Annotated in this window: 18 protein-coding genes; 14 read left to right on the top strand and 4 right to left on the bottom strand. The window is 49.8% G+C overall.

Annotated elements, in window-relative coordinates:
• The first annotated feature begins 41 nt into the window (after positions 1 to 41).
• From BMW71_RS02445 to argH, 5 genes are read left to right on the top strand one after another with little or no spacing between them, the layout of a single operon-like run.
• Positions 42 to 1,199: an aspartate aminotransferase family protein gene (locus BMW71_RS02445; RefSeq protein WP_092168976.1), complete on the top strand. Its 1,158-nt coding sequence runs from the start codon at positions 42 to 44 to the stop codon at positions 1,197 to 1,199.
• Positions 1,196 to 2,137 carry a Rossmann-fold NAD(P)-binding domain-containing protein gene (locus BMW71_RS02440; RefSeq protein ID WP_092168973.1) on the top strand — a complete coding sequence of 314 codons (942 nt, stop codon included), beginning with the start codon at positions 1,196 to 1,198 and terminating at the stop codon, positions 2,135 to 2,137. The genes BMW71_RS02445 and BMW71_RS02440 overlap by 4 nt, the downstream gene beginning before the upstream one ends.
• Before the next feature lie 11 nt (positions 2,138 to 2,148).
• Positions 2,149 to 2,949: an acetylglutamate kinase gene (argB, locus tag BMW71_RS02435; RefSeq protein ID WP_092168970.1), complete on the top strand. Its 801-nt coding sequence runs from the start codon at positions 2,149 to 2,151 to the stop codon at positions 2,947 to 2,949.
• A gap of 25 nt (positions 2,950 to 2,974) precedes the next feature.
• The gene (locus BMW71_RS02430) at positions 2,975 to 4,060 is read left to right on the top strand and encodes a M20 family metallo-hydrolase (protein WP_092168967.1); all 1,086 of its coding nucleotides are present in this window, start codon (positions 2,975 to 2,977) and stop codon (positions 4,058 to 4,060) included.
• Positions 4,057 to 5,385, top strand: coding sequence for an argininosuccinate lyase (gene argH / locus BMW71_RS02425; RefSeq protein ID WP_092168964.1), 1,329 nt, complete (start codon positions 4,057 to 4,059; stop codon positions 5,383 to 5,385). Before BMW71_RS02430 ends, argH begins: the two co-directional genes overlap by 4 nt.
• A 1-nt stretch (position 5,386) precedes the next feature.
• Here argH and BMW71_RS02420 read toward each other — a convergent pair whose 3' ends face one another.
• Both BMW71_RS02420 and BMW71_RS02415 read right to left on the bottom strand, forming a co-directional pair.
• Positions 5,387 to 5,608 (bottom strand): hypothetical protein, encoded by a 222-nt coding sequence (locus tag BMW71_RS02420; RefSeq protein WP_092168961.1) that lies wholly within the window; start codon positions 5,606 to 5,608, stop codon positions 5,387 to 5,389.
• 120 nt (positions 5,609 to 5,728) lie between these two features.
• The gene (locus BMW71_RS02415; RefSeq protein ID WP_092168958.1) at positions 5,729 to 7,009 is read right to left on the bottom strand and encodes an MFS transporter; all 1,281 of its coding nucleotides are present in this window, start codon (positions 7,007 to 7,009) and stop codon (positions 5,729 to 5,731) included.
• A gap of 297 nt (positions 7,010 to 7,306) precedes the next feature.
• Between BMW71_RS02415 and BMW71_RS02410 the strand changes: the two genes are divergently transcribed.
• From BMW71_RS02410 to BMW71_RS02395, 4 genes are all read left to right on the top strand, one after another.
• The gene (locus BMW71_RS02410) at positions 7,307 to 7,738 is read left to right on the top strand and encodes a hypothetical protein (protein ID WP_092168955.1); all 432 of its coding nucleotides are present in this window, start codon (positions 7,307 to 7,309) and stop codon (positions 7,736 to 7,738) included.
• A gap of 12 nt (positions 7,739 to 7,750) precedes the next feature.
• Positions 7,751 to 7,966, top strand: coding sequence for a DUF3820 family protein (locus BMW71_RS02405; protein ID WP_092168952.1), 216 nt, complete (start codon positions 7,751 to 7,753; stop codon positions 7,964 to 7,966).
• A gap of 148 nt (positions 7,967 to 8,114) precedes the next feature.
• Positions 8,115 to 10,436, top strand: a complete 2,322-nt coding sequence (locus tag BMW71_RS02400; RefSeq protein ID WP_092168949.1) for a TonB-dependent receptor — start codon at positions 8,115 to 8,117, stop codon at positions 10,434 to 10,436.
• A 113-nt stretch (positions 10,437 to 10,549) separates the two neighbouring features.
• Positions 10,550 to 11,506 carry a DUF4625 domain-containing protein gene (locus tag BMW71_RS02395; protein ID WP_092168946.1) on the top strand — a complete coding sequence of 319 codons (957 nt, stop codon included), beginning with the start codon at positions 10,550 to 10,552 and terminating at the stop codon, positions 11,504 to 11,506.
• A 346-nt stretch (positions 11,507 to 11,852) separates the two neighbouring features.
• Here the strand turns inward: BMW71_RS02395 and BMW71_RS02390 are convergent, their stop codons facing one another.
• Both BMW71_RS02390 and BMW71_RS02385 read right to left on the bottom strand, forming a co-directional pair.
• Positions 11,853 to 12,062 (bottom strand): hypothetical protein, encoded by a 210-nt coding sequence (locus BMW71_RS02390; protein ID WP_143057530.1) that lies wholly within the window; start codon positions 12,060 to 12,062, stop codon positions 11,853 to 11,855.
• Between the two features lie 189 nt (positions 12,063 to 12,251).
• Complete coding sequence (locus BMW71_RS02385) at positions 12,252 to 12,770, bottom strand: hypothetical protein (RefSeq protein ID WP_241685051.1); 519 nt, start codon at positions 12,768 to 12,770, stop codon at positions 12,252 to 12,254.
• 104 nt (positions 12,771 to 12,874) lie between these two features.
• Between BMW71_RS02385 and BMW71_RS02380 the strand changes: the two genes are divergently transcribed.
• The 5 genes from BMW71_RS02380 to BMW71_RS02360 all read left to right on the top strand — a co-directional run bounded on the left by BMW71_RS02380 (position 12,875) and on the right by BMW71_RS02360 (position 21,325).
• Positions 12,875 to 14,467, top strand: coding sequence for an ATP-dependent DNA ligase (locus BMW71_RS02380; RefSeq protein WP_092170181.1), 1,593 nt, complete (start codon positions 12,875 to 12,877; stop codon positions 14,465 to 14,467).
• Positions 14,457 to 16,901 (top strand): ligase-associated DNA damage response DEXH box helicase, encoded by a 2,445-nt coding sequence (locus BMW71_RS02375; RefSeq protein WP_092168940.1) that lies wholly within the window; start codon positions 14,457 to 14,459, stop codon positions 16,899 to 16,901. Before BMW71_RS02380 ends, BMW71_RS02375 begins: the two co-directional genes overlap by 11 nt.
• A gap of 70 nt (positions 16,902 to 16,971) precedes the next feature.
• Positions 16,972 to 18,099, top strand: a complete 1,128-nt coding sequence (locus tag BMW71_RS02370; RefSeq protein WP_177179557.1) for a PQQ-dependent sugar dehydrogenase — start codon at positions 16,972 to 16,974, stop codon at positions 18,097 to 18,099.
• 80 nt (positions 18,100 to 18,179) lie between these two features.
• Positions 18,180 to 19,847 carry a choline dehydrogenase gene (betA, locus tag BMW71_RS02365; RefSeq protein ID WP_092168937.1) on the top strand — a complete coding sequence of 556 codons (1,668 nt, stop codon included), beginning with the start codon at positions 18,180 to 18,182 and terminating at the stop codon, positions 19,845 to 19,847.
• Positions 19,847 to 21,325, top strand: coding sequence for an aldehyde dehydrogenase family protein (locus tag BMW71_RS02360; RefSeq protein ID WP_092168934.1), 1,479 nt, complete (start codon positions 19,847 to 19,849; stop codon positions 21,323 to 21,325). The genes betA and BMW71_RS02360 overlap by 1 nt, the downstream gene beginning before the upstream one ends.
• Positions 21,326 to 21,332 lie beyond the last annotated feature (7 nt).

The following is a 21,332-nucleotide window of genomic DNA, read 5'->3' as shown; positions in this document are numbered from 1 at the left end:
AAAACGACGTCAGTACCAAATAAAAACTTAACTTTCGACCAATGAAGCCATTTGATGTATATCCATTGATGCAGGTAACGCCTGTTAGAGCGGAGGGCGTGTACCTTTGGGATGAGGGCGGAAACCGGTACCTGGATTTGTACGGGGGACATGCTGTCATTTCTGTAGGGCACAGCCATCCTCACTTTGTGGCAAGTCTGCGCAATCAGCTGGAAAAAATTGCCTTTTACTCTAATTCGGTACGCATTCCCCTACAAACCGAATTTGCCACCAAACTGGGGCAGCTATCCGGATACGAGTCCTACGATCTTTTCTTATGTAATTCCGGGGCTGAAGCCAATGAAAATGCGCTCAAACTTGCCTCGTTTCGAACAGGAAAAGCAGGCGTCATTGCCTTTAAAGGAGCCTTCCACGGAAGAACCTCCGGAGCAGTGGCGGTCACCGATAACCCAAAAATTGTTGCCCCCTTTAACGCCGGACATCGGGTGTTTTTTGAAGAAATGGGCGATCTCGAGGCGGTCGAACATCGCCTGAAAACCGAAGAGATCGCTGCCATTCTTATCGAAAGCATACAGGGCGTGAACGGCATTCACGTTGCTCCCCCTGACTTCTTGCAGGGGCTTTCCGCATTGGCCAAAAAATACGACGCCTGCTTTATTTTAGACGAAGTGCAGGCGGGTTATGGAAGAACCGGTAAGTTTTTTGCCCACCAATGGACAGCTGGACTGGAGCCGGACTTAATTCCGATCGCAAAAGGGATGGGAAACGGATTTCCCATTGGAGGGGTTCTGATCCATCCCGATTTTCAGGCCCGCCACGGGTTGCTGGGGACTACTTTTGGTGGAAACCACCTGGCCTCCGCGGCAGGGCTGGCGGTATTGGAAATCATCGAACAGGAAGATTTAATGGAGAACGCAATACAGCAGGGGGATTTCCTGACGGAAGCCCTGGCCACGGAGTTTCCTGCCATTTCTTCGGTGCGCGGCAAAGGCCTGATAATCGGGTTTGATCTCCGGGAAGAAGCCGCACCCTTCCGCTCCAAACTGGTCAAAAATCACCGCATCTTTACCGGCAGTGCCGCCAGCAAAGAAACCATTCGTCTCTTGCCTCCTTTGGGCATTCAACGGTCGGATTTACAGGAATTCCTCAGCAGTCTTAAACAAGTAACCGAACAAAAAGCCGACCCGATAAAACCATGAAGAACTTTACACAATTTGATACACGTACCCTCGCCGACTCCCTGATCGATAAAGCCCTGGCATGTAAAGCATCTCCCTTGGAACATCAGGAAAAGGGGAAAGGGAAGCGTCTGGGATTGATTTTCTTAAACCCCAGCCTACGGACCAGGGTGAGTACGCAACTTGCCGCTTCCAATCTGGGGGTGGAGAGTTTTGCACTAAACATGGACAAAGAAACCTGGGCTCTGGAGATGCAGGATGGGGTATTGATGAATAAAAACAAGGTGGAACATATCAAAGACGCGGCGGCTGTTTTGGGCGGCTATTTTGATTTTCTGGCCATTCGTGCATTTCCCTCCCTGACGAATAAAGAAGAAGATACAGAGGACTTTATCATCAATCAATTTATCCGCTACTCCGGCATCCCGGTGATCAGTTTGGAAAGCGCCATCCGACACCCCTTGCAAAGCCTGGCGGACATGGTCACGATTCGGGAGAATTTTCAGGAAAAAAGAAAGCCAAAGGTGGTACTCACCTGGGCTCCACATATCAAATCCATCCCACATGCCGTCGCTAATTCCTTTTCCGAATGGGCGCTGGGCTGCGGCCATGACCTGACCATCACGCACCCGGTGGGCTACGAGTTGGACGAGCAATTTACCCAGGGGGCGACCATTGAATACGACCAAAACAAAGCCCTGGAAGACGCCGATTTCGTCTATGTGAAAAACTGGAGCGCGTTCAATCCTTATGGGAAAATTCTGAAAGTAGACGAAAACTGGCTACTCAAAGAAAGTAAGTTCAAAAAAAATTCCAAGGCCAGGGTCATGCATTGCTTACCCGTGCGCAGGAACCTGGAACTCAGCGACGAAATACTGGATGGTAGCCGAAGCCTGGTACAGAATCAAGCCAAAAACAGAATATTCGCCGCACAGGCGGTAATCGATTCGCTGCTATAAATCCCCATACCATGGAAATCAGTGTTATCAAAATTGGGGGAAACGTCATCGACCATCCGGAAAACGCCAGCCGTTTCCTCCAGCTTTTTGCAAAATTTCCGGGAAAAAAAATCCTGGTTCATGGAGGAGGGGTGCTGGCCAGCCGGATCGGAAAGGCTATGGGTATCGAACCTCAAATGTACCGGGGACGACGCATTACCGACAGGGAAACACTGGGCCTGGTCACCATGGTATATGCCGGACTAATCAACAAAAACCTGATTGCCGAATTGCATACGTACGGCCAGCAAGCCATCGGACTTACTGGAGCAGACGGCAATGCCATACAGTCGGTCAAAAGACCCGTAACGGACGTGGATTATGGCTATGTGGGGGACGTGGTGCAGGTAAACACGCAGCTATTGGAGTCTCTTTTGCAACCATCCATTGCACCGGTGTTTTCTGCGATAACGCACGACGGCAAGGGGCAGTTGCTCAACACAAACGCCGATACAATTGCCTCCGAAATCGCAACCGCTTTGGCCCGAAAACACAAAGTAAACCTCTACTATTGTTTTGATAAAACCGGCGTACTCATGGATGCCAACAACGATGCTTCACTGATTCCCCTTATCAACGAGGATATATACAAGGAATTACTGCGGGATCAGATCATTCATTCTGGCATGATACCCAAACTGGAAAACGCATTTAATGCACTGGCCAAAGGGGTTGTCCACGTATGGCTGGGCTTGCCGGAAAACCTGCTGCTGGCATCGAAAGGTAAAAATGCCGGCACCATCATTGAGTCCCAAAAGTACGGGCTATACTGAGCCCGCCACCTAAACAACTGCCTCATTGGAATCCATCGAACAACTGTATACCGAAGCCATTCACTTACTCAAAGACCTGATCCGCACCCCGTCGCTGAGCCGGGAAGAAGACGGAACGGCGGCGATTATCCGATCCTATCTTGAAAAAAAGGGAATTAACTGCCACCAAAAAGGGAACAACATATGGTGCTATGCGACGAAATACAACCCAAGTCTACCGACGGTCCTCCTGAATTCCCACCACGATACGGTCAAACCCAATCAGAGCTATAGCCTGGATCCATACGAGCCCCTGGAAAAAGAAGGGAAACTATTTGGCCTGGGATCAAACGATGCAGGAGGCCCCTTGGTCGCACTCATTGCTACATTCGTATACTTTCACGAACAGCAACTGCCGGTAAACCTCCTGCTGATTGCGTCGGCAGAAGAAGAAATCAGCGGAAAAGGCGGAATCGAATCCCTGATCCCGGAATTGCCGGAAATGAGCCTGGCCATCGTAGGCGAACCTACACTACTAAAACTGGCGGTGGCAGAAAAAGGGCTGATGGTCATTGATGCCCAGGTAAAAGGCCGTGCCGGCCATGCGGCGAGAGAAGAAGGACTGAATGCCATTTACGAAGCCCTGGACGATTTACTGGCCATACGGGACTTTCGCTTTCGCAAGGTTTCTCCGTACCTGGGACCCAGCAAGGTCTCGGCCACCATCCTACAAGCGGGCTCCCAACACAACGTGGTCCCCGACGTATGCACCTATACCCTGGATGTGCGGGTGACCGATGCCTACACGCTGGAAGAAGCACTGGAGGAAATCAGGCAAGTGGTAAAGGCCGACCTTCACCCCCGCTCCATGCGCTTGCGCCCGTCCCGAATCAGCCAGACACACCCCTTGCTGCTGGTGGCCAGGTCCATGGGATTGGAGACCTATGGCAGCCCTACCCTGTCAGACCAGGCCTTAATTCCCTACCCATCTGTGAAAATAGGGCCGGGAGATTCCGCGAGATCCCATACCGCCGACGAATATATCCATACCGACGAAATCAAGGAGGGTATTTCCCTGTACATTTCACTATTGGAAAATTATTTTTCCCACCTAATCCAGACAAACGCATGAAGCTTTGGCAAAAAGACAAAACGAGCAAAAAAGAAGTTGAAACGTTCACCATCGGACGTGACCCGGAGTTTGATTTGATCCTGGCTCCTTTCGACGTCACAGGCTCCATGGCACACGCCATCATGCTCGCTTCCATCAATCTATTGACTGCCGAGGAATTGGAAGTGCTAAAAAAAGGTCTCAAAGAGATTCGGCAGGAGATCGCAGAAGGAAGGTTTTCCATAGCACCGGGGGTTGAGGACGTACACAGTCAGGTAGAGTTTCTGCTTACCGAACGCTACGGAGACGTGGGCAAAAAGCTACATAGCGGACGATCAAGAAACGATCAGGTACTCGTAGATCTCAAATTGTACTACCGGCAGGCCATCCGCCAAACCATGGAGGAGGTTGAAAAGCTATTTGCGCTATTGTTGCGATTGGCGGAAAAGCATAAAGGAGACCTCATGCCAGGCTACACCCATACGCAGTTGGCCATGCCTTCCTCCTTCGGCCTATGGTTTGGATCATTGGCGGAGGGTTTGGCCGAAGACATGTACCTTTGGCAGGCAGCCTATGCATTGGTGAACCGCAACCCACTTGGGTCTGCAGCGGGCTATGGCTCTTCCTTTCCCCTGAACCGCACCCTGACGACCGAATTGCTTGGCTTTGCTGACATGCATTACAACGTACTAAACGCACAGAATAGCCGGGGAAAAACCGAAAAATCCCTTTCCTTTGCGATGGCCGCTACGGCAGGAACGCTAAACCGCCTCGCTACAGATGCGATCCTTTTTATGAACCAACATTTCGGGTTTATTCGGTTTCCCGACGAACTCACTACGGGCTCGAGCATCATGCCACATAAGAAAAACCCGGATGTGTTTGAATTGGTACGTGCCAAAACCAACCAGATCCAGAGCTATCCCCAAACCATCACCCTGCTATTGACCAACCTGAGTACCGGTTACCACCGGGACTTGCAATTGTTGAAAGAAACCATTTTTCCAGCGTTTGAGCAGCTACGGGATTGCTTATCCATCACCCAACTCATGTTGGAAAACATTTCCGTGCAGAAAGAATTGCTCGAAGATGAAAAGTATGCCTATCTCTTTAGTGTGGAAGAAGTCAACCGACTGGTACTGGAGGGAATGCCCTTCCGAGATGCCTATAAAAAAGTGGGACTGGATATTGAAAACCGGCAGTTTTCTCCCGGAAAAAGAGTCCACCATACCCACGAAGGCAGTATCGGAAACCTTTGTCTCAACGAAATCCAACAAAAAATGGAAGGTATTACAATCGACTTCAAACCCGTACTGGATGCAGAAGAGCGTCTCTGGAAAGACTAAATCAGATAGAATCCCGGATCAGGTAAACCATGACGGAGGCCAACAAGTAGCCCCCCAAAAAGGATAAAAAATACGGCCAGGTCAAATCGTACTGACGGTAGAAGGCTTTCTTCGCAGAATGGGAGATTTCGTTAAATTTTTTGAACCTTTTTACAGGGAACATGGACAAGAACAACAGTCCATAGCAAAGGGTAAATAACAGAAGCGCCACGAATGTTTGCATAATTTTCAATCGTTGACACAAAGGTACGTGCTGTGCTACAAAGGTCCAACACATACCCTTGAAAAGGACTGTTTTTTTTAAATTTTCTGCTGAAGTCGATTCAAACCAATGTGTTAGTAATCAATGCTTTAAATTAAATATGTTGAAAAAATCAAACCGGCGGTGCCTACGCTTGAATTTGTATTTCATTTTAGCATAGGTATAATTCGGAACGATTCGAAATGAGAGCAAAATGATGACAAATAGTAGCACGATCGATCCGATAAACAGCGCATCGAAGCTGTAGCCAGCATCCACCACCAGCCCGTAGATAGCAGGACCTATCGCCGAACTAAGTACCATCACCGAGGCAAAGATGCTCCGTACCTTTCCAATAAAGCTCGCGCCAAACAATTCCACCTGAAGCGCCGAAATAATCGCATTTCCAAAACCCGCGGAAGCGCCCATAAGGATCATGTAAGGAAAGATGACCAGGGAATCGTTTACCAACCAAATAAAGACGATGGCGATTAGAAAAGGAATCAGGTAAAATGGAAAAAATTTTCTCGCCGTATACTTATCAATCAGCGGACCAGCAAACAGAATGGCCAGGGAACCGGCGAGGGCATAAAAGGTAAGCCCAACGGCCATCCACTCCAGCGTCCATCCTTTAAATTCAGCAATGGCAAACTGGTAAAAAAACAAACCGGTTACGGTGAACGAAAGCACAAAGAGATTTGGTGCCAGCAACCAGAACTTGCCGGATTTCAAAATCTCCCATTGAGAAACTTCTTTGGTCGAAGAGACCGCTCCTGCGCTGCCGCCCTCTTCGTGAACGACCAATTTTTTTTCGTCGATAAATAGCTTTAGGTATACCGGAACCACGATCAGGACGATCAATGCATTCACCAAAAGCGATTGCCTCCACCCAAACAAGTTGATCAGGCCTACCACCATGATGGGTAGCGCCGCCTGTCCTACCGGATGCCCCAGCGAAGCCAGGCTGATGGCCTTTCCCCTTCCTTTTAAAAAATACTTTGACATGCTGGTGATGGCAATGTGGCTGAACAATCCCTGTCCAGCGATGCGAAGTCCAAAAAACGCCAGCGGTAACAAGTACCAATGTTGGTTAAAACTCATCAAGACCATGGATAAAATGAAGATGACCGTGGCCATGAGCGTGTATTTCACCAGGCTTGTCTTATCGATGTATTTGCCCAACTGAGGCAATAGCAAGGCACTAGCGATGGTAGCGATCATGTAGTAACCACTAATCTGCGCGTTTTGTAACGAAAACTCCTCGATTAGATACGGCACATACAGGGCCAGCAGGTACGTTTGTCCGTAGCCGGAAAGACTGGTCATCAGTAACCCAAAAGTCAGCAGTTTTTTGTTCTCCAATACAAAGTTCAAATAATTCATGAAGTGGGAAAATTTTGCTGGTGTGTAAAAAAAACAAGCATCCGAATGGCAAAGATAATTTGTAAAATCAGGGATTGCTAATTTTCACCCGAGGCAAGCTCCGTTCAGAGGAAAGATAATTTCCCCTCCCGTTCGATTGCAGCGCATTTCCGACCCATTCTACTGCGGATATTCTCGGGAGGGCAGCTATCAAGAGCAACAAAAACGTAGCTTTCCCTCACAAAGACCATTTGATTGGCAGAATAGTCGCATTTTTTTCTTTATTTAGCCTTTTGAAAAATTGAAAATAAACAAACCATGACCACCGGATTTCAGCACCTTCATTCGTTTCTTGCCTACCTTGTTCTGGCGGGCTTGTTGTTTAGTATTTTCGCCGCCCTTTTTGGGGCTTTGGGCAACAAGGCCTTCAGTGAGAAAGACCGAAAATTCGGTTTGATTGGAATGATCCTCGCGCACGTACAGTTACTCATTGGCATTGTGTTGTACTTCCTCAGTCCGCTTGGTTTTTCCAACCTTAGCGGAGAAGCCATGGGGGACTCGATGAGTCGACTCTACGCCCTGGAGCACCCGCTGATCAATATTCTTGCCGTAGCATTGATTACCGTTGGATACAGCCGCGCCAAAAAACTAACGGAAAGCAAAAGCAAGTTTCGAAGCATCTACCTCTTCTATGGTATTGGATTCATCCTCATTCTCAGCCGTATTCCCTGGGATTCTTGGTTAAACTAATCGTTTAAACCAATGGATTCGAGCATTTTACTTGATCTGGTGTCCAAAAAAATGCCCTTTGGAAAATACAAAGACCGCCTGATCTGTGATATTCCGGAACATTACCTGATTTGGTTCAAGCGCCAGGGTTTTCCCGAGGGAAAGTTAGGCGTTTGGTTGGAAACCATGTATGAAATTCGGCTTAACGGATTGGAACACTTGCTGGACCGGATAAAACCCAAGCGCTAGTGTTTCCCAATTTCTGCCATACTGTTGCAATGATGGATTAATACTGGTATCTTCGTATCCTGTATTTCACTCGTATCATCCAATTCCACCATTCGTGCGGACACTCCTACTTTCAGGCTATTTATTCTTTTTCGTAACCCTTTATTCTTTGGCACAGGAAAAACGTTCCCTGTCCATAACGGGAACGGTTCGGAGCGAGCAGGGCGATGGTCTACCGGCCTTAATCGTTGTGCACGAGTTGGGCAAGGGAACGGCTGCTGATTTGGATGGTCGTTTTCGCTTGGGAGGCCTGAATCCCGGCAACTACCACTTGCACGTGACACACCTGGGATATAAGGCGCTGACCCGCACCATTACCCTGACCACGAATGACCTGGAACTTGACCTGCGGCTTTCCGAATCCGCCATTACCTTGCAATCCCTCACCATCGAAGCCAACCCCTTCAAAAATGGCCCGGTGGAACAATCCCAAACCATCGAGGTGGTGGATAGGGAATTTTTGGAAAAAAATAACGCCGGAACGTTTGCCAATGCCCTGGAAAAGTTGCCCGGCATCAGTACCATCAATACCGGGGTAGGCATCAGCAAACCGGTGATCCGGGGAATGAGCTTTAACCGCATCATGGTCAACGACCGGGGAATCAAGCAAGAAGGCCAACAGTGGGGCGCAGACCACGGGCTGGAGATTGACCCCTTTGATGTGGACCGGGTAGAAGTAGTCAAAGGACCCGCTTCCCTTATCTACGGTTCGGATGGGATGTCGGGGGTTATCAATATCTCTCCTGCCCCGCTGCCTCGGGAAGGGACCATTCAGGGCCATTTGATCAATAGTTACCGAACCAACAATGCCATGCGCAGCCATTCGGCGATGGTGGAAGGCAACGAAAAGGATTTTGTATTTAAAGGTAGGGTCACGCTGCAAGATTACCAGGATTACCGGGTACCTGCAGATCGATTCGTTTACGCTGGATTTGAATTACCCGTATTCGATTCCCGATTGAAAAATACGGCCGGAAAAGAAAGGCATTTCTCGTTCATGACGGGGTTGCGAAAAAATTGGGGAAAAACGACCGTTACGGTTAGCCGGTTTCACCAGAAAGCGGGGATTTTTACGGGAGCCGTGGGTATTCCTAACAGCTACAACCTCCGCCACAACGGCGAGTACGGCAATATCGAATTTCCAAGGCAAAACAATACGCACCTCAAGGTGATTTCAAATACCACGGTGCAACTGAAAAAAAACTGGTTGGAAATTGATCTGGGGTACCAACGCAACCAACGAAGGGAGGAATCACTGCCACATATCCACGGGGTTGGTCCTACGCCGGAAGGCAATCTGGCACTCTACCTGGACCTTGACACCTACACTGCAAATGCCCGATTTAACCATTACATAAACGCCGACCACCAATCCATCATTGGTGTTCAAGCCTCCTTTATGGACAATCGGTTTGGTGGCTTTGAGTTTTTATTGCCCATGTTTCAGTCCTGGAACGCCGGCATGTTTTACTTTCACGAATACCGATGGAAGGAAAACGTCATCCTAAATGCAGGGATCCGACTCGATGGTGCCCGTCATCAAATACAGGCGCACGAACAACCCGTTTACGATGCCTCCCTCAACCCAACCGGGGAAACGGTACAGCGAAACCCGGACATCGACCGGGACTTTGCCAACCTAAGCGGCTCTGCCGGCATGTCCTGGATTTTCAATGAACACACGAATTTCAAAGCGAATCTGGGTAGCAGCTACCGCATTCCTACGCCCATCGAACTGTCCACCAACGGCATCCATCACGGCAATTTCCGGCATGAAATAGGAGATGCCAATCTCACAAGCGAGCGAAGCTACCAGGCAGACCTAAACTTTACCCATTCCCTGGAGAAGCTACTGGTTGGGTTCAGCCCCTTTTTCGCCTATTACCAGGATTATATTTACCTGGCACCTACCGGAAGATTCTCTACCCTTCCCGGGGCCAGTACCCTCTGGGAATACCGCCAAAACAATGCGGTGTTTGCCGGAGCCGAATTGAAGTTTCAATGGGCACCGATCCCAGGTGTGCAAGCCTCGCTGGCCGGAGAATACGTATACAACCAAAACCTGGATACCCGCTTGCCCTTGCCCTTAACCCCGCCGGCCAGTCTGCTAGGCAGCATCGAATGGTCCCTTCCTCAAACTACCCGGATCCTGGAAAATGGCTACCTATATTTGGAATACCGGCAAGTGGCCAGCCAAAACCGAGTGGACCGAAACGAACGCGTTACCGGTGGCTATGGCTTAGTGCACGCTGGGTTGGGATGGGAGTTGCTGGTAGCAAAAAGCCCCTGGAAATTCCAGTTGAGTGGGCAAAACCTGCTTAATACGTACTTTTTTAACCATCTAAGTCGCTACCGCCTACTAAACCTACCCGAACAAGGGCGAAATATCAACCTCCACCTCAAAATCCCCATATCCCTAAAAAGTATTTGAGATTTTCTTCGCCAACTTTTAGGAACTGTTCTACGTTTGTTTTATTATTGCAACAACAATGCATATGCAATAAAATTGAATTAGGTACTACCACTGTAATTGCTACTAGATTTATGAAAAAAAACGGAATACTGCTCTTCGCCTTTGCCTCTACCTTTTTTCTTGCCTGTGGAACCGGAGATGAGCCCCCTCAAGATTTGGAGGCCCCGGTCATCGACCATGCGGATGGGCACGACTACATCGAACCCGAAAATGGCGAAATTTTCAGTGAAACAGCTGATCACACCCATATACGCTTTTCGGTAGAAGACGCATCCGGTATTGGGCAGGTACGGGTCAATATCCATGCTAATTTTGACGGCCACAGCCACGCCCGAATGAAAAACGACTTTGTTCGTTTGGACGTAAATGACATCTACAGCCCTGAAGCGTCGAACCCGGATTTTCGCTTTCCGGAGGGAAGCACACGTATCAATATTGACGGAACGGGTACGGACATTTATTGGACCGGGGCTAACTCCCGCCTCTCTGACCCGGTGATTGCCGGATCGTATGATTTTTCGATTGAAGCGACCGATGTGCATGGCAACCAAACCGGATTTGCCGATGGTAGTAGTTACCTGGCAACCATACAGATCCGCACGCCTTACGCGCCTGCTATCGACGTCACCAACCTACATGATGATGAGTTAGAAGGAGCAGCCGGTTCGCCACTCGATGTACAGGGTACCGTCAGCAAAACCGATCATACACTAAGTGCGCCTATCGCGTTTCTATGGGTTCGTTTGATGGAGGAACACGAAGACCATGGAGGCGGAGACGATGGACACAACCATCGAATCGCCGATGAAGAGTATTTTTACGAAAAAATGTGGGGAACTTCTGCCTGGTTGGAAGAAGGAAGCGGACCCGATTTACCCCATAACGAAATGATCGACCTATCCAAGGTCCTGACTGGAGACGATGCCATTATGGTGCCTTCCGGAGAAGACCACCTGGACTTGGTTATTTTGGCCGAAGATACCAATGGAAATACCACTGAAATGAAATTTACCGTTCACATTGAGTAGGATAGAATCGATAAAATGTGAGAGAAAGTAGCCTATTGATGAGGAGAATAAGCGGCAATCATTTACTTCCGCTTTTACCAAAGCCACCGGAAAGTTGCCGGTGGCTTTTGGTTCCTGACTCGTACTATACCTGCCCGTGGGACAAAGAGACCGACACCTATCCGAATGGAGAACGCACCTCGCAACACGTGCGTTACAGATAACGGCGCTTTATAGTTTTAATCACCCGTAGGTAACTGGCGCCTTGTTCTACAAATAAAAAAAATCGCTTTCCGTTGGAGGCGATTTTTTTTGTTAGATAACGTTGGTTTAGCTTTGGTATGTATTGTAGTCGGTAGGTATTACATCAATTATCAAAAATTCGCGTATGTGGCAGATCCATTGCGTGTTTGGATACGTCCTGTGCAAATCCAGCGAACAATTCCTGAAAGAATGCCACCATTTGTGCCGTTCTGAAACCAACAGCCCCATCCACCTCTACGGAAACCCCTGCTCCTTGATGACTTAAAACAAGAAATGCGAAAATTATAAGTAGGTATTTGGCTGATAACTTCATGACAATTTCGTTTAATAGTATACTAACACACATTAAACAAAAATGTTTTTCAGTAGATAAATTTTTTGCGGCATTATCTAAAAACCGGTGTCGGTCAACCAGCCAAATTTACTAATAATCAGCTAAATAAACCCAATTTAAGGGAAAACCGGACGTTTTTGACCGGTTTTCAAAGCTAAATAAATTTGATTAATAATTAGGGTAGGAAGGTGAACAAAGTGCTAATTTATTGGAATTGAAATTCTCGAGTGAGGTATCGTTGCTGCCAATATTGCCACTTACCAGGATGATGTCGTAATCCGGCCCCTGATCGGCCAGGTGGATCTTGATGTGCCCGTCAAAGTTTTTAAGGGACTCAAAGTCGATCGCTTTACCGTCAGTGAGTTTGCCAAGTTGAGTCCGGCTTTCTAAGGTGCGGCTGTCAATCGGGCTCAGTACTTGCGCAATGGACGCGTCTGCTTCGTCAAAACTCCCAAAGTGTAGGTGTGCAGTGTAGAAATAGGGATCCATGGATCGTACCCCATCCAGCTGAATTAGCAATTCAACATTGGCATCTTCTTTCAATTCAAAAGTAGCTGTACCTTCGAACGCATAATCCGCACTTTGATAAAGCGGATAGGTAACAGCCGCTATTTCCGGTAGTTTTTCTTCCTGCTGACATCCGGCAAATGCCAGCAACAGACTTACGATAAACGGAATTTTTTTCATTTGTTAGTAGTTTACTTACTCATTTTCTAAACGAACAAATAAAAATATTGGTTTATGAAACACCTGAATTTGTGAAAATAAGTGAGGAAAATCATAAAAACCACATGAAGCGCTTTTCGAACCTGATCGCTCAACTCGATCAAACCAATAAAACAGGGGATAAACTGGGGCTTTTGCAGGCCTATTTTGCCCAGGCGCCGGATCAGGACCGCTTGTGGACGCTGGCACTTTTTACGCACAAACGACCCAAAAGAACGGTGACAACGCGGCAACTCCGGGACTGGTGCTGCGATAGGGCAGGTATCCCGGATTGGCTATTTGAAGAATCCTACCAAACCGTAGGCGATCTGGCCGAAACCATTGCCTTGGTTTTGCCAGATAATACCGAGCGTTCCGAGCGGTCCTTGCACGAGTGGATTCAATTTCTGGAAAAGCTCAAGAGCCAGGACGAGGATTCCAAAAAACGTGAAATAGCAAGCGCATGGAATAAACTAAACCGCGAAGAACGGCTGGTTTTTAATAAACTCATTACCGGGGGATTTCGGATCGGTGTGAGTCAGCAGCTGATTACCCGGGCATTGGCAAGTACCTTTGATATGGAAAAATCCGCCTTGGCCCACCGCATCATGGGGAATTGGAGCCCCTTGGAAACCACATTCACCGATTTATTGTTTGAAGCGGACCTATCTTCGGATCGCTCCCGCCCCTACCCCTTTTACCTGGCTCATCCACTGGAAGGAACGGAAGCCTTACCAGGCAGCCGCTCGGATTGGCTGGCCGAATGGAAGTGGGACGGTATCCGTGGGCAACTGATCCAGCGAAAGGGAGAGGTTTTTATCTGGTCCAGAGGGGAAGAATTGATAACGGATAAATTCCCGGAGTTGGAGCAGATGGGGAAGAATCTGCCGGAGGGAACGGTACTGGATGGAGAGATCATGCCCTTTGAAAATGGGAACCCGCTTCCTTTCGGATTGCTTCAGACACGTTTGGGTAGAAAAAACGTAAGTGCGCGGCTGCTTCGAGAGGCTCCGGTGTCCTTTATGGCGTACGACCTGCTCGAATGGAAGGGACAGGATGTGCGTCACTGGGAATTGTGGAAACGACGAGAGACGTTAGCGGCATTGATCCATTCCATGCCCAAGGAAAACCTGGAGCTCTCCCAGGTGCTCACCGACTCAAACTGGGCGGAATTGGCAGCACTGAGGGAACAATCGCGGTCGGTAAAAGCAGAGGGTTTGATGTTGAAAAGAAAAGACGGCAGCTACGAAACAGGAAGAAAACGGGGCGGTTGGTGGAAATGGAAAATTGATCCCCTGACCGTCGATGGGGTGATGATCTACGCACAGAAAGGCCATGGACGCCGGGCCAACCTGTATTCCGACTACACCTTTGGGGTTTGGAACGGAGACACATTGGTTCCGTTTGCTAAAGCCTATTCCGGGCTGACAGATCAGGAGATGAAAGCCGTGGATGCCTATGTAAAGAAAAATACCCGGGAACGGTTTGGCCCGGTTCGAACCGTGACACCAGGTCTGGTCTTTGAGATTGCCTTTGAGGGTATCCAGGAAAGCCCCAGGCACAAGTCAGGCATAGCGTTGCGGTTTCCCCGAATTCACCGCTGGCGACGGGACAAATCCATTGAAAGTGCCAACACCCTGGAGGATTTACAGCTTTTATTGGAAAAATATGGAAAGTAACTGGGCAGAAAAGTGGTTCGAATCGAAGGGATGGACCCCGTTTGATTTTCAGCATGCCTGTTGGAAGCACTATTTACAAGGACAGAGTGGCCTGCTCAATGCCCCAACCGGATCCGGCAAAACCCTGGCCCTATTCATGCCGGTACTGATGGAATACCTGCGTGACCATCCTACTACCTGGCAAAAACCGCAGAAAAACGGCTTGCAAGTCATCTGGATCTCTCCGCTACGGGCGTTGGCCCAGGACATTCAACAAGCGATGACACGGGTCTGCGAAGAAATCGGCCTGCCCTGGCGCATTGGCGTAAGGAACGGAGATACCGGGACGGCCGAGCGGCAAAAGCAAAAGAAATCCATGCCCGAATGCCTGATTACCACGCCCGAGAGCCTGCACTTGCTGCTCACCCAAAAGGACCATCCGGAACTCTTTAAAAACCTGAAAGCCATCGTCGTGGACGAATGGCACGAACTGTTGGCCAACAAGCGAGGGGTACAAGTACAACTTGCGCTCAGCCATATCCGTACGCTAACCCCCAAACCGCTCAAGGTTTGGGGTATTTCGGCGACCATTGGCAACCTTTCCCAAGCCCACCGGGTGCTGTTGGGCGAGCAGCAAGCCGAGCTCATTGTGCGCTCGAAAATCAAAAAAGAAATTCATGTCGTATCCGTCTTGCCAGATGAAGTGGAGCGCTATCCCTGGGCGGGGCATCTCGGCAATAAACTGATCCCGAAAATCCTTCCGGTGATCGAAGATAGCCAAAGCGTGTTGTTGTTTACGAATACCCGCTCCCAAACCGAAATCTGGTACCAAAAAATTCTGGAGGCGAAACCAGAATGGGCAGGCATCATGGCCATGCACCACGGTTCGCTGGATCCATCCGTGCGGGCTTGGGTAGAGCAAGCACTGCATGAAAAGAAACTCAAATTGGTCGTGTGCACCAGTAGCCTGGACCTGGGTGTGGATTTCCGGCCGGTGGATACCGTCATTCAGGTGGGCGGCCCCAAGGGCGTAACCCGCTTTGTGCAGCGCGCTGGCCGGGCCGGGCATCAGCCAGGAGCCACCAGCCATATCTATTTCGTCCCTACCCATTCCCTGGAACTTATCGAGGCGAGCGCATTAAGACAGGCCATACAGCAAGACCATTACGAAGAGCAAGTCCCGTTGGAAAACTGCTACGATGTGCTCATCCAATTTTTGGTAAGCCTCGCACTGGGTGAAGGGTTTTTTCCGGAACAAGTATTTCCGGTCATCCGAAATGCCTACGCTTTTCGCAATTTAAGCAAGGAATCCTTCGAGTGGATGTTGGAATTTATCACGGTAGGGGGCCGGGCCTTGGGTAGCTACGAGGAATTTTCAAAAGTGGAGATCCTGCCCGATGGCCTGTACCGGGTAACGAGCCGAAAAATAGCCATGCGGCACCGATTATCCATGGGTACGATCGTCAGCGATCCCATGATTCAGGTAAAATTCCTGCGCGGGGGATACATAGGCTCGGTCGAAGAAAGCTTTATTTCCAAACTAAAACCGGGGAACGTTTTTTGGTTTGCCGGCCGAAGCCTGGAGTTCGTGCAAATCAAAGAGATGAAAGCGCTGGTACGCCGATCCACGAAAAAAACCGGTACCATTCCCCGCTGGATGGGAGGGCGCATGCCCCTTTCTTCCCGACTGGCAGAATTGATTCGGATCGAATTGCAAAAAGCCGCCGATCACCGGGAAGATTCCATTGAACTACGCACCATCGAACCCATCCTGGCGCTACAACAATCCTTGTCCAGAATTCCCGATCGGCAGTCCCTTTTGATCGAAACCTGCAAAAGCAGGGAGGGCTACCATGTGTTTTTCTTTCCCTTTGAAGGTCGGTTTGTGCACGAAGTATTGGCAGCCCTACTGGCCTACCGCATCAGCGTCAGCAATCCGATAAGCCTGAGTATTGCCATGAATGACTATGGCTTTGAACTGCTGTCTGAAAGCCCCATCCCGATAGCGGAAGCGCTGGAAGAAGATTTATTTTCTTCCGATCAGCTAATGGACGACATTTTCGCAGGAATCAACGCAAGCGAAATGGCCCGGAGGCGTTTTCGGGAAATCGCGGCAATCGCCGGACTGGTGTTTCAGGGATACCCAGGCAAAGGCATACAAACCCGGCATTTGCAGGCAAGCTCGGGGATTCTTTATGGCGTGTTTGAAACCTATGACCCGGAAAACCTGCTGCTCAAACAGGCAAAAAACGAAGTGCTGCACGTGCAGATGGAAAAAAGCCGGCTGGAAAAGGTCATCGAACGCATCAACTCGCAAAAGATTCACCTCGTTACCACCCCGAGAATCAGCCCGTTTGCCTTTCCCATCATGGTTGACCGCCTTAGCCGAAATAGCCTCAGTTCAGAGAGTATCGAAGACCGGGTACTGCGTTTGCAGGCCGAACTACTGGCTTAACATTTGTTTAGAAGCTATTTTCCGGTTAAATTGGACTTTTATTTAGCTATAAAATTCAAATCTATCCTTTATGAAATCACTATTCCTTTCCGTATTGATGGTCAGTCTGTACGTGGCCTGTATGGGCCAAACCCCTCCCAATGGTCCTGAAGTAACTGATCCTCAATGGGACAACTATACCGTCGAACCGGTAGTAGAAGGACTAAAATTACCCTGGGGAATGGCTTTTTTACCGGACGGCGGCCTGCTGATTACCGAAAGGTCCGGAGAATTGATTCATTTTAAGGATGGAACGAAAACCGAAATCAGCGGCGTGCCGGAGGTATGGGCCAAAGGGCAGGGCGGATTGCTCGATATCGCGCTCCATCCGGAGTATGCCAGCAATGGTTGGCTATACCTCTCCTACTCTTCTGACGAAGGACCAGGAAGTGGCGCACATACCGCCATCAGCCGGGCACAGCTGGACGGAACGCGACTAACCAATCTGGAAGTACTGTACAAGGCCACGCCGAATACCGAAAAGGGGCAGCATTACGGATCCCGGATCGTTTTTGACAGAGACGGCTACTTATTTTTTACCATTGGTGAGCGGGGTGCCCGGGATGAAAACCCTCAAGACATCACCCGGGATGGTGGGAAAGTGTACCGATTGCACGACGATGGAAAAGTACCCGACGACAACCCATTTGTCAACACAGCGAATGCCAAAAAAGCCATTTATTCGTATGGACACCGAAACCCTCAGGGAATGATTGTACACCCCGAAACGGGTGAAATCTGGGTGCACGAGCACGGTCCCAGGGGAGGTGACGAGATCAATGTGGTAAAAAAAGCGGCTAATTACGGGTGGCCCGTAATATCCTACGGTATCAATTACAACGGTACCGTATTTACCGAAGAGACATCCAAACCCGGCATGGAGCAACCCCTGTACTACTGGGTACCGTCCATCGCGCCAAGTGGGTTTGCCGTGGTCACCAGTGACCGATACCCTTCTTGGAAGGGGGATTTATTGGTCGGTTCGTTGAGTTTTGCCTACCTGGAAAAACTAACGCTGGAAGGCACTACCGTCACCAAGCGAGAAAAGGTGATCGACGGTATGGGTAGGGTGCGAAACGTCGTAATGGGCCCCGACGGCTATATCTACGCCGGCATCGAAGGGAAAGGAATCGTTCGGGTAATGCCATCGGGTAACTGATCGCAAACAAGCCAGTCCGGCAAATTCCCGACACCCGACACCTGGGAATAAAAATCGATTTGTACAAAAAATTAGTAAGGTTGAATAACACGTATGATTTTATCATTATTGGAGGTGGCTCTGCCGGAAGCGTACTGGCCAATAGACTAAGCAACGAACCCGAAAACAACGTACTCGTCATTGAAGCAGGGAGAATGGACCATGCCTGGGATTTTCGCATCCACATGCCGGCAGCCCTCACCTACCCGCTCTCCAATAATTTCTACAATTGGGGCTACGAATCCGACCCGGAACCCTACATGCACAACCGTAGGATTTACCAGCCCCGGGGCAAGGTACTGGGAGGCTCCAGCTGCATCAACGGCATGATTTACATTCGCGGAAACGCACTCGACTACGAAAAATGGGGCGCGATGGATGGATTGGAAAATTGGAGCTATGCGCATTGTCTTCCCTATTTCAAGCGGATGGAAAACCGGCTCATCGGCGGGGATACGTATCGGGGCGTGGGCGGACCGCTGCATCTCACCACGCCTAAATGCGACAACCCTTTGTTTGATGCCTTTTTTGAATCCGTCCAACAAGCAGGCTACCCGCTGACCGATGATGTCAACGGGTACCAACAGGAGGGTTTCGGAAAATTTGACGCAACCATCTATAAAGGGAAGCGCTGGAACGCCGCAAGGGCCTACATTCACCCGGTAAAAGACCGAAAAAACCTCACCATTTCCCTCAAATCTACCGTTTCCCGCATCTTGTTTGAAGGAAATCGGGCCATCGGGGTAGAATTTGTGAAAGGAAAAGAAAAGCAGGTAGTTTATGGAAATAAAATCATTTGCAGCGGAGGAGCCATCAACTCGCCTCAGGTCCTTCAGCTCTCTGGTGTAGGCAACGGCGATGAACTCAAGAAACTGGGAATTCCCGTCGTAGCAGACCTGAAGGGTGTGGGAGAAAACCTCCAGGACCACCTGGAAGTCTACGTGCAATGGGCTGCCAAAAAGCCGGTTAGCCTCTACCCTTCCCTTAAATTTTACAACCAGCCCAAAATCGGGCTGGAATGGCTCTTCAACAAAACAGGAATTGGTGCCAGCAATCATTTCGAAGCCGGCGGTTTTATTCGTGGAAACGCGGAGGTGGCCTACCCCAATCTGCAGTACCATTTCCTCCCCATCGCGATACGTTATGATGGCTCCGCCCCCAACGAAGGACATGGATTTCAGCTCCACGTGGGCCCAATGAATACCGATGTACGGGGACATGTGAAAATCAAGTCGGCCGATCCCAGTGAATACCCCAGTATCTTGTTCAATTACCTGTCTACCCGGCAAGAAAGAAAAGAATGGATCGAAGCCATCCACTGTACCCGAAACCTGATCAACCAAGCCGCTTTCGACGAGCTGCGCGGCAATGAATTGTCGCCCGGGCCCTCGGTTGAAACGGATGAAGAGATTCTGGACTTTGTGGCGCGGGAGGGAGAAAGCGCCTACCACCCCAGTTGCACCTGTAAAATGGGCTACGATGAGCTATCGGTGGTGGATGCCGATCTTAACGTACACGGGCTCGAAAACCTACGTGTGGTGGACGCCTCTGTCATGCCGGCCATTACCAACGGTAATATCTATGCCCCGGTAATCATGATCGCCGAAAAAGCAGCCGATAGTTTACTGGGAAACAGTCCCGAGCCAGCTCAGGAAGTTCCCTATTATACGCATTCTCCGGAAGTAGAAAAAAATCACCTTTCGCATTAATGGCAGTTCAACCTTTTTTCATTAATGGCTCCTGGGTAACCGGACAAGCCGGGCTGGAGCGCGTAATCATCAACCCTTTTGACCAACAAGCCATTGCCACGGTGGCCGAAGGTGACCGGACCGATGCCCGGGCAGCGATCCGGAGCGCCCGCGAAGCGTTTCAGGGAGCGGACTGGGAGCAGCTATCTCCCACGGAGCGAGGGCAATTGCTCTATCAACTGGGAGAGCGCATTGCTGCCGAAAAAGAAAACCTGGCGCGTCTGGAAACGCTCAATACCGGCAAGACCTATACCGAAAGCCTGTGGGACATGGACGATATCGCGGGTATCTTTCGCTACTATGGAGGTTTGGCGGACAAGCACGCAGGGGAAATCATCGCCAGTCCAAATCCTCACAGCCAAAGCCGGCTGGAAAAAGAACCGGTTGGCGTGGTAGGCATGATTTGTCCCTGGAATTACCCCTTGCTGCAAGCAGCCTGGAAAATTGCCCCGGCCCTCGCTACCGGCTGTACCCTGGTGATCAAGCCCAGTGAACTCACACCCTTGAGTACCCTGGAATGGACCCGCCTGGCCGAAGAAGCGGGCTTTCCAAAAGGAGTCATCAATACGGTGACCGGCCCCGGTTCCACGGTTGGCGCCGAGTTGGCCGAAAGCCTGGAAGTGGACATGATTTCCTTTACCGGAGGCGTGGTTACGGGCAAAAAAATCATGCAGGCGGCCGCTGGAAACGTGAAGAAGGTAGCCCTGGAATTGGGAGGGAAAAATCCTCACATCCTGTTTGAAGACGGGGATTGGGAAACAGCCATCGATTTTATTTTGAACGGGGTCTTTTTCCACGCCGGGCAAATTTGTTCGGCAGGAACCCGGGTGCTGGTACACGCCTCCCTACACGATCGGGTAGTTGCCCATTTGGAAAGCAGAATCCGGAATATCCGTTTGGGCAACGGGATGGAAGAAAGCACCCAGATGGGGCCACTTATTTCCGCCGATCAGCGTCAAAAAGTAGCCCATCACGTACAAAGAGCCATCCAAGAAGGGGCGGTGTTGGTTTGTGGCGGACAACAGCCGGACAACGATCCCAAATTGGAAAAGGGCTTCTTTTACTTACCGACCCTGCTTATCGGATGCAGGCCGGATATGCGTATTGTACAGGAAGAAATCTTCGGTCCCGTGGTCCATGTGGAAAAATTTGAGACGGAAGCGGAAGCGGTAGCTCGGGCCAACGACACCATTTATGGCTTGTCGGGAGGCTTTTGGTCGCGCGACCCGGATCGAATTTCCCGGGTTTCGAAAGCACTACGGTTTGGTACCGTATGGGTCAATGACTTCAATGTTTATTTCACCCAGGCTCCCTGGGGAGGCTACAAACAATCGGGGCTGGGAAGGGAACTAGGTACCACCGGCATGGAGGAATTTCAGGAAATCAAGCACATTTATCAAAACTTCAACCCCCAACCCCTCAACTGGTTCGGGAAATAAACCTCCA

Origin of the sequence: Cyclobacterium xiamenense (genome assembly GCF_900109255.1) — a bacterium.
In the GTDB taxonomy this organism is placed as follows: domain Bacteria; phylum Bacteroidota; class Bacteroidia; order Cytophagales; family Cyclobacteriaceae; genus Cyclobacterium; species Cyclobacterium xiamenense.
This window is presented reverse-complemented; position numbering and strand designations above follow the sequence as displayed.